This is a genomic window from Jannaschia pagri (assembly GCF_019655435.1).
GTDB classification, from domain to species: domain Bacteria; phylum Pseudomonadota; class Alphaproteobacteria; order Rhodobacterales; family Rhodobacteraceae; genus Jannaschia; species Jannaschia pagri.
Genome location: NZ_BPFH01000003.1, coordinates 226,496 through 243,158, shown reverse-complemented (window position 1 = coordinate 243,158; position 16,663 = coordinate 226,496). Strand labels below are relative to the sequence as shown.

Annotated in this window: 7 protein-coding genes; all 7 read left to right on the top strand. The window is 62.5% G+C overall.

All coding sequences use genetic code 11. From position 1 onward, the window contains the following. The first annotated feature begins 132 nt into the window (after positions 1 to 132). The 7 genes from K5R33_RS09305 (at position 133) to K5R33_RS09275 (ending at position 16,630) form a co-directional block, all read left to right on the top strand. The gene (locus K5R33_RS09305) at positions 133 to 3,327 is read left to right on the top strand and encodes a glycosyltransferase family 2 protein (protein ID WP_220748752.1); all 3,195 of its coding nucleotides are present in this window, start codon (positions 133 to 135) and stop codon (positions 3,325 to 3,327) included. Beyond that, entirely contained in the window at positions 3,317 to 4,798 is a 1,482-nt protein-coding gene (locus K5R33_RS09300; RefSeq protein WP_220748751.1) for a CgeB family protein, read from the top strand. Before K5R33_RS09305 ends, K5R33_RS09300 begins: the two co-directional genes overlap by 11 nt. Before the next feature lie 16 nt (positions 4,799 to 4,814). Next, the gene (locus K5R33_RS09295) at positions 4,815 to 6,731 is read left to right on the top strand and encodes a glycosyltransferase family 2 protein (protein ID WP_220748750.1); all 1,917 of its coding nucleotides are present in this window, start codon (positions 4,815 to 4,817) and stop codon (positions 6,729 to 6,731) included. A gap of 84 nt (positions 6,732 to 6,815) precedes the next feature. After that, complete coding sequence (locus K5R33_RS09290; RefSeq protein ID WP_220748749.1) at positions 6,816 to 9,119, top strand: calcium-binding protein; 2,304 nt, start codon at positions 6,816 to 6,818, stop codon at positions 9,117 to 9,119. A gap of 73 nt (positions 9,120 to 9,192) precedes the next feature. Beyond that, positions 9,193 to 11,316 carry a calcium-binding protein gene (locus K5R33_RS09285; RefSeq protein ID WP_220748748.1) on the top strand — a complete coding sequence of 708 codons (2,124 nt, stop codon included), beginning with the start codon at positions 9,193 to 9,195 and terminating at the stop codon, positions 11,314 to 11,316. A gap of 123 nt (positions 11,317 to 11,439) precedes the next feature. Next, the gene (locus tag K5R33_RS09280; protein WP_220748747.1) at positions 11,440 to 13,803 is read left to right on the top strand and encodes a calcium-binding protein; all 2,364 of its coding nucleotides are present in this window, start codon (positions 11,440 to 11,442) and stop codon (positions 13,801 to 13,803) included. A 382-nt stretch (positions 13,804 to 14,185) separates the two neighbouring features. Beyond that, the gene (locus K5R33_RS09275) at positions 14,186 to 16,630 is read left to right on the top strand and encodes a calcium-binding protein (RefSeq protein WP_220748746.1); all 2,445 of its coding nucleotides are present in this window, start codon (positions 14,186 to 14,188) and stop codon (positions 16,628 to 16,630) included. The last annotated feature ends 33 nt before the right edge of the window (positions 16,631 to 16,663 follow it).

Sequence of the window (16,663 nt, the reverse complement as noted above, 5' to 3'; positions counted from 1 at the left end):
GCCCATTGATCACCGGGATCGCGCGCCAGACGAAAGACCCGACCCCATGACTGACCCCAGCCCGTTGGCCGTTGCTATTCGAGACACGGACAGAAGGGGCGCCGTGGTCGCGCGCGAGATCGGGGGGACGCGATGACCCTTCGCGCAACCCTCCGAGACTTGGCATCGCGGGTTCTGCCGCGACCCGCCGGATATGTGGACCATTTCGATGCGGATCGCGTTGCGGGCTGGGCCGTCGACCCTGCGGGCAGCGGGCAACCGGTGACACTCAGCCTGCATGTGGATGGGCAGCACGTCATGAACGTTGCCGCCGATTTGCCCCGCGAAGATGTCTCTCAATCGGGGCGGGCGCCATTGCGGTGCGGGTTCGACATCGCCCTGCCGTCGCGGTTACGGGACGGCCAAGCCCATGCCATCGAAGTACGGATCGGCCAAGACGGCCCCCGTCTGCGCGGCGGTAAACTGACCTTAGACGCGGGGATGGCCGGTCGGGGGGCCTCGGGCGCGGCGGCGCGGCCCATCGAAGGTGTGGCGTGGTACGACCGGAGCCGGGCCGCCGTGGCGGGTTGGGCCACAGGGTGCGGCACGGTGTCCATTGCCGTGGATGGTGGTCCGCCAAGCGATGTGCCCCTCGATCGTGAGGTGCCGGGTTTGGGCGCTGGCAATCGCCAGGGGTTTCTGTTCCCGCTGTCGGATGATTTGGCCGATGGTCATCCCCATGACATTGTCGTGCGGGCCGGGCATTGGGCCGATGGGGAAGACCTAGACGGCAGCCCCCTACGGCTCAGCCTTGGGGCCGCGCGTCCTCGGCTATCGGTCGTCGCGGATCCTGCGGTGGCGCGCGGTTTGTGCCTCAACCTGCGCGACCGGGACGGCGCCCCGTCCCGCGCCCCGGTGACCGTGCATGTGGACGGGGTCGAGAGACCGCGCCTCCAGCCAGATGCGGGCGGCGTCTTCGCGCTTTCTTTGCCGGAGGAGGCGCGTCACCTGACCGTTTCCACCGCGCCGGAGGTGGTCAGCCCGGATACGCCAGCGATGGTTCTTGGACGGTTTGTGATTGCGAGCGACGGTCGGCCCGAAGACTGGTCGCCGGACGTGCCCCGCCCGGCGCTTGACACCGTGCCTTTGGACGCCGCCCTGCTGGATGAGGCCGTGGCCGCGTTCGCGGCGTTTGCCCAGGATCCGGACGGTCGGTTCGATCCGGTGTGGGTTGCGGCTGCAGCGGGACTCCTCTCGCCCGACGCGGCGTTGACCCATTGGCGCGATGGCGGCGCCGTTGCAGGGCTGGCCCCCGGACCCGCGTTTGACGAAGCGGCGGCCAGGGCATTGCACCCCGGCGTGGCCGTTGCCATCGCGGCGGGACGTCTGCCCTGTGCCTTTGCGCTCGAACTCGTGCTGGGCGCTGGGGCCCTGGGCACGATGACAGGGCTGGCGGTGCGACGGTCCTCTGTCGATCCGGCCCCGCTCCAAGAGGCGGTGGCGACGCCATTGCCGCCCATCACCACATGGTGCGATCCCGCCGACAGCATCTATGCCGCTTGGTTGGCCCGCCTGGATGCCACGCCCGATCAGCGCGCAATGATCGAGGCGGACGAACGCGCCGCCCGGTCCGAGGTGGCTGCCGCCCCCCTTCTGCACAGGCCGTTGGTGAGCATCATCATGCCCAGCTGGAACCGTGCCTTCACCATCGGCGAGGCGATCCAGAGCGTGTTGGACCAGAGCTACGGCAACTGGGAACTTCTGATCTGCGACGATGCGAGCGAGGACCGCACCGCGGATGTGATCCGGGATTTCAAGGACGAGCGCATCCGGTACATGCGCTTTCAGAAATCCAACGGTGCTGGGGCGCGGAACCACGGTCTGCGCATGGCCCGTGGGGAGTACATCGCCTATCTCGACAGCGATAATATGTGGCATCCGCTCTTCCTTGACGTGATGCTGCGGCGGTTGATGGCCAAGCCCGGTGTGCCCATTGCCTACGGTGCCTATCTCGATACGGAGACCAAGGGTGCACGGGTCATCTTACAAGACATCTCGCGCCCGCCGTTCCGGCCGGTTCAACTGTCGGGCAAGAACTTCATGGACCTCAATACCATCATGCATCACCGCCGGGTGGTGGATTGGTTGGGGGGCTTTGACGGGCGTCTGCCACGGTTGCAGGATTGGGATATGGTTCTGCGCCATACCTCGGTGTTTGGGGCGCAGTTCGTGGATCGCATCGGCGTGTTTTACCGACGCAACATTGCTTGGGGTCAGGTGACGCAGACGCAGCAGGGGTCTGGCGCGCAAGACACGGTGAACGGCAAGACACAGGCACGCTTGGCCGGTGCTCACGAACGCCTGGACCTGGATTGGCCCGCCCCGTCGCGTGTGACGCTGATCGGCGCGGCCACGGGACCGGAGACCCGCAGCACTATCTGCGCCTTGGCGGATCTCTGCGCTCAGGTTGGCGCCGTAGACCTGGTCTGGATTGGTGATGGGGCGCCCACCCTGTCCGGTGTGTCGGTGCGCACGGTCTCCGATCGCTTGATGTCCGACCCCGCGCGTCTGGGAACAGCGATCGCTGATGTGACGGATGCGCCCGTGATTGCGCTGGGGATCCCGGATGCGGTGCTGTCGCGCGTCCCAAGCCTGGATCCAACCCGAACCTTGCGGTTGGTCGGGCGGGCCACCGGCACCTGGGTCGAGGCGCTGTCGGGGCCTGCGGCCTTCCCGATTGGGGCCTTGCCCTGCCCGGAGGTGACGCAGATGCCACGCGGGTCCACCTCTTACGGTGTGGTGTTGGTTTTGGGGCCGGAGCGCGCTTTGGCCGATCCGGCCTGGGTGGCGGCGCTTGGCGAGAACGGGTTGCAGGCGGTGGTCCCACCGACGGCGGATCATCCCAATTGGTCGCGGGTCGACAGCAACGGACGCCAGTCCATTTCCGATCCAGATGTGCTTCCGGAGGGGATGGCAGATGTTGCCTTGACGCTGGTGATGGGCCCGTCTTTGGCTGACCTATCGCCCTGGCAGATGGCCTTGCTGAACGGGATGCAGGCACGGGGCATCCCGGCGGCGGTTCCGTCCGAGGCAGACCCCGAAAGCTTGGCTGCCCAGTGGATCGACGCCAAGGCCGCCTATGCGCTTACCTCCCACAGGCATGCATGGGTGTTCGACAAACTCGCCAAACTGAACCGCGACGCGAACACAATGGCTCGTTTGACCGATCGGAGCCGCACGGTCCATCGCATTGCCCTGGCGCCTGAGTTGGCGCGGGAACGGGTTGTGCACATGCTCTGGAGGATGCAGTTCGCCCCACCGCGCGTCGAGGTTCTTGATGGACGCTGAGGTGCCGCTGTCGACGTCAGCTGTCGTGCGCCCAGCGCCAGCCCTGGTCGATGGGGCCTTCCCGCCCGGCGCAGTTGAGGTGCGCGACGCAGACGGCGAAACGTTGGCGTTGGAGGTCCAGCCCTCAGGCTGGCAGGTGCCCGAGACCAATATCCCAAACGGGTCAGAGGTCCGTCGGACGCCCGATGGGCCGTGGCACCCCCTGCAACTTGGCGGATGGTCCGGTCGCGTCGACAGCGCCGATGGGGGTGTCCTGCGGGGCTGGGCGCAAAATGATGAAGCGCCATCGCGCGCGGTAACGGTCGTGGCCTTGGTGCAGGGCCAGCCCGTCGCGTGTGCGGTGACCGACGGCGAGGGCCGCTTTCAACTCCGTTTGCCCGCCACTGTCGTCAAAGCGCCCCGGGCCGGTCGCGCGGTGATCGTCATCGCAGGGAGCGATTTTGTTCTGGACCAGGGTCGTGTGCCCGTCGGGGCAAGCCAAGGCTTGGCGAGCCCAGCGCCCTTGGCCCGTCGGTCCACATCAAACCCCGTGATCGCGATCAAGATCTCCACGCCCAACCTAAAGGAGGCGCCGTTCTGGGGGGACTATCACTTCGCGAACTCTCTGACGGCGGCCTTTGCCCGCATCGGCTTGCTGGCGCGGGTGGATACCGAGGATAGCTGGTATTCCAAGAGCAACGTCGAGGATGTGGTTCTGACGATCCGAGGCCGACACCAGGTTAAGCTTGATCCTGGGCGGATCAACCTCATGTGGCTGATCTCGCACCCGGATCGCATCCCTGACCCGGAGTTCGCCACCTACGACCATGTGGCGGTCGCCTCGGATGTCTATGCGCGCACATTGCGCGAGGCGGGTTTGGCGGATGCCAAGGTGCTGCACCAAGCGACCGATGCGACCTTGTTTGGGGCCGTCGATCCGGCGGCGGAGCGTCTTCCGGCCTGTCTGTTCGTCGGAAATTCCCGGCGAGAGTACCGCACCATGGTGAAGTGGTGCCGCCAACAGGACATCCCGCTAGAGCTTTATGGCGGCGGCTGGGACGGGGTTCTGCCCCCCGGTGCGGTGCGCGCGGCATCCGTTGCCAACGCGGATCTGCCTGAATGCTATGGTAGTCATTTGCTGCTTTTGAATGACCACTGGGATAGCATGCGCGGCAATGGCTTTCTGTCGAACCGCTTGTTCGATGGGTCCGCCACTGGCACGCCGATCCTGACTGACCCGGTCGCGGGATTGGAAGACGTCTTTGGCGATACGATTGCCCAGACTGGGGACCCCGAGACCTTTGCCGACAAGATCCGGGATTGTTTGGCGAACCCGGCGCCCTGGTTGGCGCGGGCCGCGCAGGCGCGCGCGACGGTGCTGGGTGCGCATACGTTTGATCACAGGGCTGCGTCCTTGGCGGGTCTGATCGGTCTGAGCTTTGCCAAGGACCCGGATGTTGCCCAACATGCCGCGCAGGCCGTCCCCCGTTAGAGCCATCGGAGATCCCATGCTGCCAGTTCTGCCCGATCATCTGACGACCCTTCTCAAGTCGGCTGGCAAGTTCGCCGACGTTTTGCGGCGCACGGGCTTTCCCGATACCGAAGCGATTGCGGATCTGGAGGGCATTGCTAGCCGGAAAGGCCTGGGCGCGGCCTATGACCATGCGCGATCCCGTCAGGGATACCTTGCCTTTGCCGAAGACACGATCACCGGGGTGCATTCCGGTCCGGCGTTTGACGCCCATGCCCAACAGTTGATCGACCAGGGTGAGGCGGTCCCGCGGCTCAAGTCGCTCGTCCCGGATCGTCCCCCGATGGAGGCCTGGCAGGCCAACGTTCTGTCAGCCTTCGCCGAGGCCCTGCTAAGCGGTAAGGACCCCTTGGGCATGGCGGACGGATATCTCTATGGGTCCGGTTTCGCCGAGTTGGGGCTGCCTGCGGGCCGGGCGGAGTTGATGGAGGTGTTCTGTACGGATCATCCGCGGGCGGCCCTGGTTCTGATGGACCACATCGAGGCGCTGGTGGACCGACCGGAGGTTTTGCAACCGCTCCTCCGGTTTGGGCTCCGGTATTTTACGACCAACAGGTACTTCCAAAAGACCTACGATCTTTGCCGGTTCTTTCGCGATACCTATGGGCTACGCGGACAAGATGTGGGCGACGTATTGGACCGACTTTGGTACGCCGCGTTTCGGCTCGGTCGGCGGGAGGAGGCGTTGGAGACGCTGGACCATTGGGCGACCCTGCGTCCGGTGTTGAAACGGCCATTGGTCTATCGCGCCTTGGTGACATCGGTCACCGACCCGGCCCTTGCCACAGAGTTGTTGGAGGACGCGGGCGCGGCGCTTGGCCGGTCCACTGTGGGCGGTAATGCGATCTATGTGGAACAGGCCCTGCGCGAGGGGCGCCTGCGCGAGGCCGAAAGCGCGATCCGCAATGCCATCTATGAGGCAGAACGGACGGACGAGGGCATCGTCCCCCAGGACTATTTGATTTCCCTGCATAACGTTCTGATCGCGCGGGGACGCCCGTCCCGTGCCCTGGACCGGGTGTTTTTCGATCAAGAGATCAAGCTGCGCTGGGACGGTCATTTCGGCTTGGATACGGTCGAAGACGTGAGTGGCCGGTCCGCAGTCACGCGGGGCCGGGTCGCGATTGTCATGACGGCGTTCCGGGCCGAAGCCTTCTTGGAGCGGGCCATGATGGGTGTCTTGGGGCAAAGCCACCGCGATCTAGAATTGATCGTGGTCGACGATTGTTCCGATGACGGAACGGTTGAGATCGTGCAGCGCTTGGCCCGCGAGGACGCCCGGGTGCGATACCTGCGGACGCCGCGCAACATGGGCACCTATGGGGCAAAGAACCTCGGCATTCGCGATGCACTGACTCGCGCGTCGGAGTTTGTGACACTGTGCGACAGCGATGATTTCTGGCTGCGAAACCACCTGTCTGTCCATCTGAGCGCGATGGCCGAGATGCCGGACACGGTTTGCACGACCTCCCAGTGGATCCGGGTGCGGGACGATGGCACCATCGAGGCGGGGTTGCGTGGCCGCTACGTGGAAACCTGCCCCCACTCGACCTTTTTCCATAGGTCTGTCTTCGATCAGGTCGGTCTGTTTGATGCGGTGCGCTTTGGTGCGGATCGGGAATTTCTCAATCGGGTCGGCTTGCACTTCGGCCCGCAGGCGGTGCGGCCCATCCACAGTCTACTGACGCTGGGCCGTCGTCACGATGCCTCGCTCACGACGGCGGGTGCCGGTGCCATTTCGCAGTTCAACGAGTCGCCCCTGCGGTTGCAGTATTGGCAGGCGTGGAATGAATGGCACGTGGCCTCGCTGAAGGCGGGTCGCCTGCCCCATACCGATGGCGACCCAGACGCGGCTGAGCGACCATTCGTGGCCCCAGGCGGGATGATGCCGTAGCGCCGGGCACAAAGTCAGTGATGGAAAGTTAGGCAGGCGAAGGTATGGTGCACACAACCCTCGCAGACCCGGGAAACGTGCCCCATGTCCTTTGATATCTCTTTCGACTACCGCTTCGACTCCCTCGGCTATTTCGACGACCCCGCGCGCCGCGCCGCATTGGAGGAGGCCGCCCGGATTTGGGAAGCGTCGATCAAGGACGAATTCCCGAACGTTCCAGTGGGCACTATTTTCACGATTGATGACCCAAACGATAGCAGCGTCGAACGCCAAATCGTCGTGGAGGAAGAGATCGATGATGTCCTGATCTTTATCGGTGCGACCGATTTGAACGGGTCCCTTGGTGTTGGTGGGTTCGATGGGGTCGACGCAGAGGGCGATGCCTTCAAATCCCGGGTCAGCGGTAACTTCCGTGGCGAGATCGTCACCGATTTTGAACCCTGGACCGGCACGGTCACGTTCGACAGCAACACGGACTGGAACTTTGACCTGGCGGGCGCGGTGCCGGGCCAAATCGACTTCCTGACGGTGGCCTTGCACGAAATCGGCCATGTGCTGGGCTTTGGTACCTCGGCGATTTTCAAGGATATCGGTGCCGGAGGCTTCTTTACCGGGCCCAATGCCGTCGCCGCCAACGACGGGGACCCGGTGCCGTTGCAAAACACGCTCGGCCATGTGGTCGAGGGGTTTGATGGCGACACGGTGTTGTTGGATCCCTTTGTGAGCTCTGGCGCGCGGATCCTTCCAGGGACCTTCGACTTGGCGCTGCTGGCGGACATCGGCTACGAGATCGACGGGTTCGAAAAGCAGGGGGAGCGCCCTGCCATCACAACCGACGGTGATGATATCACGGTTTTCGGGACGATCCTCGGCGACGCCTTCGACGGCAAGGGCGGGCGCGATCAAATCCAAGGCAACTCCGGCAATGACACGATCCTGGGCGGCAGCGAAAACGACACGCTCTTTGGTGGTGAGGACAATGACGACCTGACCGGAGGGTCGGGCGACGACCAGTTGCAGGGCGGGAACGGGGACGACACGCTGCGCGACGGAGAGGGAGACGACCGTCTTTTCGGGCAGGCGGGCGTCGATACCTTTGTCATCACCGGTGGCGGTGGCACGGTGACCCTGTCGGATTTCGACTTCGCGACCGAGGTCATCGTCTTGGAAGGATCGGGGTTTGCCGATGAGGTCGCGGCTGTCGCAGCGGTGACCAAGCCATTCTCCAATGTGTCGCAAATCACCTTTGCCGACGGCACCGAGGTTCGGGTGTTCCAGGAAAGTGGCAGCGGGACGGCTCTGACGGCTGCGAACCTATCCATCAATGATGGCGCCCCCATTATTTCCGACGATGCGGGCACCGGTCTGGTGGTAGGCGGGGCGCAGGCCGAAGTTCTGCGCGGCCTCGACGGGGACGATACGCTGGACGGCGGCGCCGGGAACGACACCATCGACGGGGGCGACGGTGTGGATACATGGCGCGCCAGCGGTACGCTCGGCGTTGACGTTGATCTCGGGGCGGCAACCGCGCGGGATGGGTCCGGCGATACGGATACGCTCGTCTCGGTGGAATGGGCCGAAGGCGCGGCGGGCGATGACAGCCTGAGCGGCAGCTTGGACGCCAATCGTCTGAGCGGGGCCGGTGGCAGCGACACTCTGACAACCTTCGGAGGGGGCGACACGCTCGACGGTGGCAGCGGGTCCGACAGTTTGACAGCCCTAGATGGCGCCAACCTCTTGGTCGGTGGGTCCGGCAACGACACCCTGCGCAGCGGCGAAGGCACCGACACTCTGGACGGGGGAACGGGCGCAGATCTCATGGACGGCGGCGGCGGTGATGACAGCTACCGGATCGACAACCGGGGCGACCGCGTTCTGGAGGGAGACGGCGGCGGACGTGATACCATCCTCGCAACGGCAGAAGTCACCCTGGACGGTTCAGAGGTCGAGACGGTCATTCTAGAAGGCAGCCGGAACCTACGGGTCAATGGCAATGCCGCCGCAACGGAGATCGTTGGCAACGGCGGGTCCAACATTCTGATTGGCGGTGGCGCCGAAGACACGCTGACCGGGGGCGGTGGGCGCGACTACTTTGCGTTCCAGGTCACCGATGCGGACGGTGCTGCGCGCATCACGGACTTTGGGGGGCGGGACCAGCTGGCCATCGACGACCGGTTCTTTGGGTTGGGCGACGGGCGCGTGGATGTGCGCGCGGTGACCGATCAGCAGGCCGCGAATGCCCTGTCGTCGGGGGCGTTTCGCTATGATGCCCGCAGCGGAGAGCTGTTGATCGACATCGACGGGCGTCGTGGTCCCGAAGATGCCGTCTTGATTACGATCATCGAAGGGGGCGGTCCGCTCACCGCCGAAGACGTCATCTTATTCTAATAGCGTCGTCCGCCTGTTGACAGGCTCAGTAGCCCCGCCGCAGGTTCTGTCTGTGTGATTAGGGGGGATCGTTATGACGACATATACATTGCGCGGTATCGTTTTGCAGGAACGGCCGGATGGGACCGTCACGGGCATTCGCGATACGTCGTTTGAGGTTGTCGTGCCGGATGAAATTACGACGTTGACCTCGGTGGTGCGCGGTTTCAACGAAGACGGAGAGCCGCTTCTCGAAGTCGTGGCGAACGACAACGACATCCGCTTAGACGGACAGCCGGGCTATCGCGAGGTGGTGCCAGGCGTTGGACGCGACCTCTCCTTTCTTTCGGTTGCCTGGACGTTTGAGGGGGCTTCGGGAACGTCTATCCTGTTCAATGTCTTCGACAATGACACCAATGAGTCGTTCATCTTTGAAGTCGGTGGCGACCCCTTGCCCGACGGTTCGTTCGCGTCTCCGCAGATTGCAAACGCCTTTCTGGCATCGACGACGATCAGCTTGCCGTCGCCCAATTCGGGGTTTGTACCCGGCCAGCCGGTATCGCTGCCGTCTCTTCCGGGTGTCGAGATCACGCAGGATGATCGCGCGGCCGACAACCGTAACAATGAGGCGACGGGCCGGTCCTATGATTTCGGCATCGGGACCGATACGTTCGACGCCGGTCGTGGCAGTGACACGGTTGACGGCGGAGACGGGTCCGACACGGTCCACTACGAGTTTATCCAGGGCGCTATCCGGGCCAATCTGACAACGGCAACCCGAGACGGCATTGCTCCCGGCACGGTCCAAAAGACCTCGGGCACGGATACGCTTATCTCCATCGAGAACCTGCTTGGCACGAACCTCAGCGATGTCATCTACCTTGCGGATGGCGCTGGTTTTGTCTTTGACCGTTCCGGGAATGATCGGGTTGAGGGCGGCACTAATAGCACGTTGTTCCAGGTCGGTAGCGGCAGTGACACTCTGATCGGTGGCGCGGACGATGACGTGCTGATTTTTGGCGACGATGGCTTCGACGGCGCGGGCGGCATCACCCAAGGCGCGCAGATCACACTGACTGGGGTCGGTGAGGGGACGGCCATCGATGGATGGGGCGGGGAAGACGTCTTTAGCGGGATGACCGGCGGGATCGAGGGCACAGCGCTGGCTGATACGTTCCAAGGATCCGACGGAGACGATGAGTTCATTGGCGACGCCGGTAACGACACCATAATTGGTGGGGCGGGGGACGATACCCTGATTGGGGGTGCCGGCGATGATTTGTTCCGCTACCTCGCCGGGGGGAGCGACCGCTTCGATGGCGGTGAGGGTCGCGATGGCCTTATCACGGATGTGACCGCCCTGGCTCCAGAAGTTTTGTCCGTGGATCTGGCGGCTGGCACCCACGGGCGCGAGGGGAGCGATGTCGGGCGCGATACCCTGCTGGACATCGAAGACTTCACCATGCTCGGCGATTGGGTTGCCAAGGTCCGTGGCAGCGACCTGGACAATCGCATTGTGACCGGTGCAGGTGCCGATGAGGTCGCGGGTCGTGGGGGAGATGACGACCTGAATGGCGGGTCCGGACGGGATACCCTGGCCGGGGGCGACGGCAACGACACACTGGATGGCGGTGCCGGTGTGGATCGCATGGACGGTGGGTCTGGTGATGACGTCTATCGCCTCGACAATGTCCGGGATCTCATCATCGAGGCGGTCGGTCGTGGGGACGACACGGTCCGTGCCACCGCCGAGGTCACCTTGGGTGCGGCTGAGATCGAGACGGTTATCCTTGAGGGCGATGCCGGTTTGCGCGTTAACGGAAATGGCTTCGCAACCGAAATCACCGGAAACGTTGGTAGCAACATCCTCATCGGTGGCGGCGGTGGTGACGTGGTCACCGGCGGCGGCGGTAAGGACTTCTTCGCCTTCCTGGTGGAGGATGCCGCCGGTGCCATGCGGATCACCGATTTTGGCGGAACCGATCAATTGGCGATTGATGACCGGTATTTTGGGCTGGGCGATGCCTCCATCGATGCGCGCGCTGTCACGGACCAGCAGGCCGCCAATGCTTTGGCATCTGGGGCCTTCCGGTATGACGGTCGGACTGGCGAGTTGTTCATCGACCGTGACGGCCGACGCGGACCCGAAGACCCCGTGCTAATCGCGGTGATCGAGGGCGGTGGCGCACTGACAGCAGACGACGTTCTGCTGTTCTGACCCCCCAAACAGGGGGTTTTCCAAAGTCTTAGCAGTGGTTTCCGCTGGATCGAGAGATCCGGCAGGTACCACTGCCAGACGAAAATCGCTTAAGCGATGACGGAATACTGGGAGGTATGAGCAATGTTCAACGTCGACACGTCTAACCAAGTGGACCTGAACCACAGGTCGATGTTTCAGCTGGGATCCGATCGCGTCGTTGAGATTATCTCTGGTCCGTTCAACCAGTTGAATGTTGCCGTGTGGGATGGCGCGGGCAACCAATTGACGACCGAAGCCGAACTGGTCGGGCCAGATCAGCCGCGCATGGGGTATACGCCTTGGCACGTCCGCGATGATGGAGAGGGCGCCTTTTCCATCTTCGTCGAAGGCCGCAGCGGGACGACGACAAACCTGTTGCTGGTCAGCTTCGATGCCGACGGTCAGCAGACGAATGTTGGATCGTACGAGCGTCTGGCCTTTGACAAGTTCCGGGCGAATGACGCCATTGACGTTGGCGATGGACGGGTCCTGGCCGTTGTGGATGTGGGCGACCGGGTAGAGTCAAAGCTCTATGGCCGCGACGGAACCATCCTCAACGAAGATCTGTGGAACAGCGGTGCGGGGTCGCAGAACGCGCGCGGCGGGGACGTCAACTTCGCGATGACGCGGTCCGGGGACACGGCCTTCGTTTTCTACATCGCGGATGGCGCCCACGGCTTGCAGGCGGAATTGTATCTGACGCGCACACAACTGAATGGCGAACCCGTGGTCGAATCCGCGCCAGAGGTCGCCCTTGCGGTGGATACCTTCCAGGTGGGCAGCGTGCGCGACAGCACGCGGATGCTGGATGCCATAACCCTTGACGACGGCCGAGTGGTTCTTGTCACCGCTGTGATCAAGAACGTGAATAACGACGGCTCGCCCGTGGACCGGGATTTGAAGAAGGACATCTTTTTGTGGATGTTCAATCCGGACGGCAGTGTCTTTCTGCCCGAGACCAAGATCAACGAATTTGAGTTGGGTACCCAGCAAGAGGTTCTCGCCTTCCCAGTGGATACAGGCGGCTTCATTGTCCTTTACCACAACATCGCGCCACAACCGAGTTTCTTCTTTCCGGACCGTCCGCTCGATCCGTTCGAGGGGCCCGAAGACCGGGTTATCATGCGCCTCTATGATGCCGACGGGAATGCTGTCGGCGATAGTGAGGCGCCCTTGGGGGCGTTCCAGTTTGGCGAGAACTCTCTGATCTTGCCGGACGGGACCGGCTACATCGCCGATACCACTGGCGTCTTTACCCTGACGACGGACCTGCCCGTGGTTGCCCCGCGCGTCGAAGGGGATGACGACCCGAACACCCTGACCGGCGGGGACGAGGCGGAGCTGATCTTTGGCCTTGGCGGCGACGATATCCTGAACGGCGGTTTGGGCGACGACACCATCGACGGCGGTGCGGGTGTAGACACCTGGGTCGCCTCTGGTCCGAACGGGGTTCAGGTGAACTTGGGCACCGGGCTGGCCACCGATGGGCTGGGCGGAACCGATAACCTTCTGCTGATCGAAAACGTCCGTGGTGGGGACGGCGATGATTACATCATCGGCGATGACAACGATAACCTGCTGGAAGGTATGGGGGGCAATGACACCCTGGAAGACGCCGGTGGCATCGACGTTCTGGACGGTGGCGACGGGATCGACACCTATCAGGCCGCGGGCGACCAGGGTGTCGTGGCGAGTTTGCTGACCAATACCTCCACCAACCTAGCGGGCGACCGCAAAACGCTCATCTCAATCGAGTCCTTGCGCGGGACGGAGTTTTTCGACCGGCTTCAGGCTGCGGGGGGCGAGGTCGGGACCCTGCTGGAAGGCATGGGGGGCAATGACCGTCTGAACGGAGGCAACGGGAACGACACCTTGGACGGCGGCGCGGGCCGAGACGGAATGGATGGCGGCTCCGGAGACGATACGTTCATCGTGGACAATGAGCGGGACAGCATCACGGAACGTCCAAATGATGGCTTTGATACGATCATCGGCCTGGGCAACGTGCGGGTCTCGGGCGAGATTGAGCGCGTCCAACTGCAAGGAAACGGCAATTTCCGCGTTGACGGCAATAGTTTCGGCCAAGAGATCGTCGGAAACGCCGGGTCGAACATCCTGATCGGCGGTGGCGGGGAGGATACTCTGACCGGTGGCGGCGGGCAGGACTTCTTCGCGTTTCTCACGTCGGATCGGGGCGGACCCGTTACGATTACAGATTTCGGCGGACGCGACCAGTTGGCCATCGACGATCAATTCTTTGGACTGGGTGATGGCGGCGTGGATCCACGCGCTGTCACGGCACAGCTTGCCTCCACAGCCCTCGCACTCGGGACGTTTTCCTATGATCGGCGGACCGGTGAATTGTTCATCGACAGCGATGGCCGCCGCGGTGCTGAGGCCCCGGAGTTGATCGCTGTCCTGCAAGGTGGTGGTGCGCTTACGGCGGACGACGTCTTGTTGTTTTAACCTCCGGCGCGCCCGTGCGCCCCATGGCGTGCGGGCTGGCCGCTAGTTCTGCGCTTAAATCTCGGGCATGTGAGCGGCTTGCCGTGTTATCTAGCGGTGCCGCGCTGTGAGGCTTGGGCGTTGCACCGATGTGTTTTAATACGTGGGGATTATAAAGACCGTCCGTTTGCCCCGTCGTGGCTTGCCTCTAGACCGAGATTGCGAATACCTGATCGCAAATTGAGCGTTCTGGAGTTTGCTTGTGTCGACGACGATTATCCATTTGGGCGGGCCAGAGAATTTACTCCTTGCGGCCTTTACGTCACCTTCGGGTTTTCGGGTTGAGAGAGATGCCCTCCTTTCAAGCGATTTGGTCATAAAGAACGGGTTTCGGGGTCTATTTTTGGACCTCAATACGGATGTGAACTTTGATCCTGGTCAATCCCTCGTAACGGATGGGACCTTGATTTCTTTGGAGGTGCGGCAGCTTTCTGGCTTCCGGCAGGCCGAAGGCGAGATCGTTTTCCGAGACGGGATTCGCGTCTCTGATTTTGTGTCGGCGATCAACGCCTTTAGCGGAGGTAATCCTGCCCCCCTAAGAGGTATCTTTGCCGGACCGATCACCTTCGACGGAAGCGGAGAAAACGGTTCGGTCGTAGATAGTGAGATCTTCTCGATATTGAGTGGACCGGCGACCGTTATTGGTTCCGACGTCGGTGATGAGCTCCTTGGGACGCTGGGAAATGACTCTATCGTCCCCGGGTCGGGCTTCGATTTCGTGGTCGCAACCCCTGGCAGCGATACGATTGATTTTGCTCTTCCGGAAGGTCAGCGGCCGCAAGACAACGGTGTAATTCTTGTCTATCAGGTACTGCCTGGAGGTGCGTCCTTTCTGGTGGACGGAGTGGCGAATACCGGCAGTATCGTGACCGCCGAGGGGACGGATACACTGCTGAACGTGGCATCCGCACTCGATTTCAACGGACGTGGGTTTGGGCTGCTGGGAACGCCCTTCAACGATCGCTTCGTCTATACTGGCGGACCTGACTCAGACGCTCTCATTGCGCCAGGTCCGGGAAATGATACTATTTCCGTGACGATTAGTGGCGACAACAATTACCTGTTACTCTCTTTTGACGCGCTGTTGCCGACGCCTTTGCAGAGTGGGATCTCGGTAAATTTGGACACCGGGGTGGTAGCCCGCGACGGGTATGGCGCAAGAGACCAGATTACGATTACCGGAGATGTCAGTCAGAGCTTTATCGATATTGGTGCAACATCTTTTGCAGACAGTTTGGTCGGGCGCGCCGATGGGGAGGAGTTAATTAGCCCTCTGGGCGGGAATGATACCATAGATGGCGGCGGAGAGGCCTTCGATATCGTCCGTTATAACGCGTCCCGCATGGATCGTGGCCTTTTCGCAGATCTCTCCGATCCGCAAGCGGCAGTTGTTCGTGGGTCCTACGACGGCACAGCCTTCACGGACAGTTTGCGCAACATCGACGGTCTATGGGGCACGAGAGAGTTTAACGACACCCTGATCGGCAGCGCAGGTAGGAACGAATTTCGCGGCCTTGGCGGCAATGATGATCTGCGCGGTGAGGGCGGCACCGATGTTTTGTTGGGCGGAGACGGTCGAGACACCCTGCGGGGGGGTGATGGCGATGACCGGCTGCGTGGCGAGAGCGGCGACGATCTCCTGCTGTCTGGGAACGGCTCTGACCGTCTCGAAGGCGGAGATGGCGACGACATCCTAGAGGCAGCCAGTGGCTTTAACTCTTTGGATGGGGGCGAGGGGTCGGATACGCTCCGCAGCCGCGACGGCAATAACGAGCTTTTCGGCGGCGCTTCCGACGATGTCCTCGAAAGCCAGTCTGGCAATGACACCCTAAGTGGTGGTGATAACAACGACCGCATTCGCATCATCGACCCCGGATTGGATATGATTGTCGACGGCGGGTTAGGACGCGATATCGTCACGATCAACCAGGACGGGGGGCGTGTCGCCATCTTTATGGAGGAGACCGTCCTCACCGATTTTCGGCTGCCCGCTCAAACGATCCTCATGTCTAGCGTCGAAGACCTTACCGTGGATGCAGGCGATGGTTTTCTAGAACTCCGGGGAAGCGACGCTGACAATTTCGTTCAGGCAGGCAGGGGCGCTGACGAGTTGAGAGGTCGCGGTGGCGACGACACGCTTTTGGGCGGCGCCGGCAAAGATACCCTGGCCGGCGGCGTCGGAGATGACAGCCTCGTCGGAGAGCAGGGCGAAGACCGTATGGACGGTGGGCTGGGCGACGACACCTATGTTGTTGACCATGTGGATGACCTGGTGCTCGAAGGCGAAGGCAATGGTGTGGATCAGGTGATCTCGACCGTGGATGTTGATCTTCGCCAGGCAGAAATCGAGAGCGTGATTTTGCGCGCCGATGGCGATCTACAGGTGACGGGCAATCGGTATGCCACGGACATCACGGGCAACAGCAGCAGCAACATCCTCATCGGAGGCGGAGGCGAGGATACGCTGACCGGAGGGGACGGTCGGGATTACTTCGTCTTTCAAGCGGATGATGCTGCCGGACCGACTCGGATCACGGATTTCAGCGCCGATGACTTTCTGGTGTTTGACGATCAGATCTTTGGTCTGGGCGCCGAGGGTGTCACGGTGCGCCGGGTGACCGCGCAACAGGTTGAGAATGCGCTGACGTTCGGTGCGTTCCGGTACGACACCACCACCGGTGAGCTGAGTATCGACCGAGATGGCGCGCCAGGTCCAAGATCTAGCGCGGTCGTGGCCGTGATCGAAGGCGGCGGCCCCCTCGATGGCGATGACATCTTGCTGTTCTGACGGGTTCCGCCAGGAACTACCGGTATTCCACCA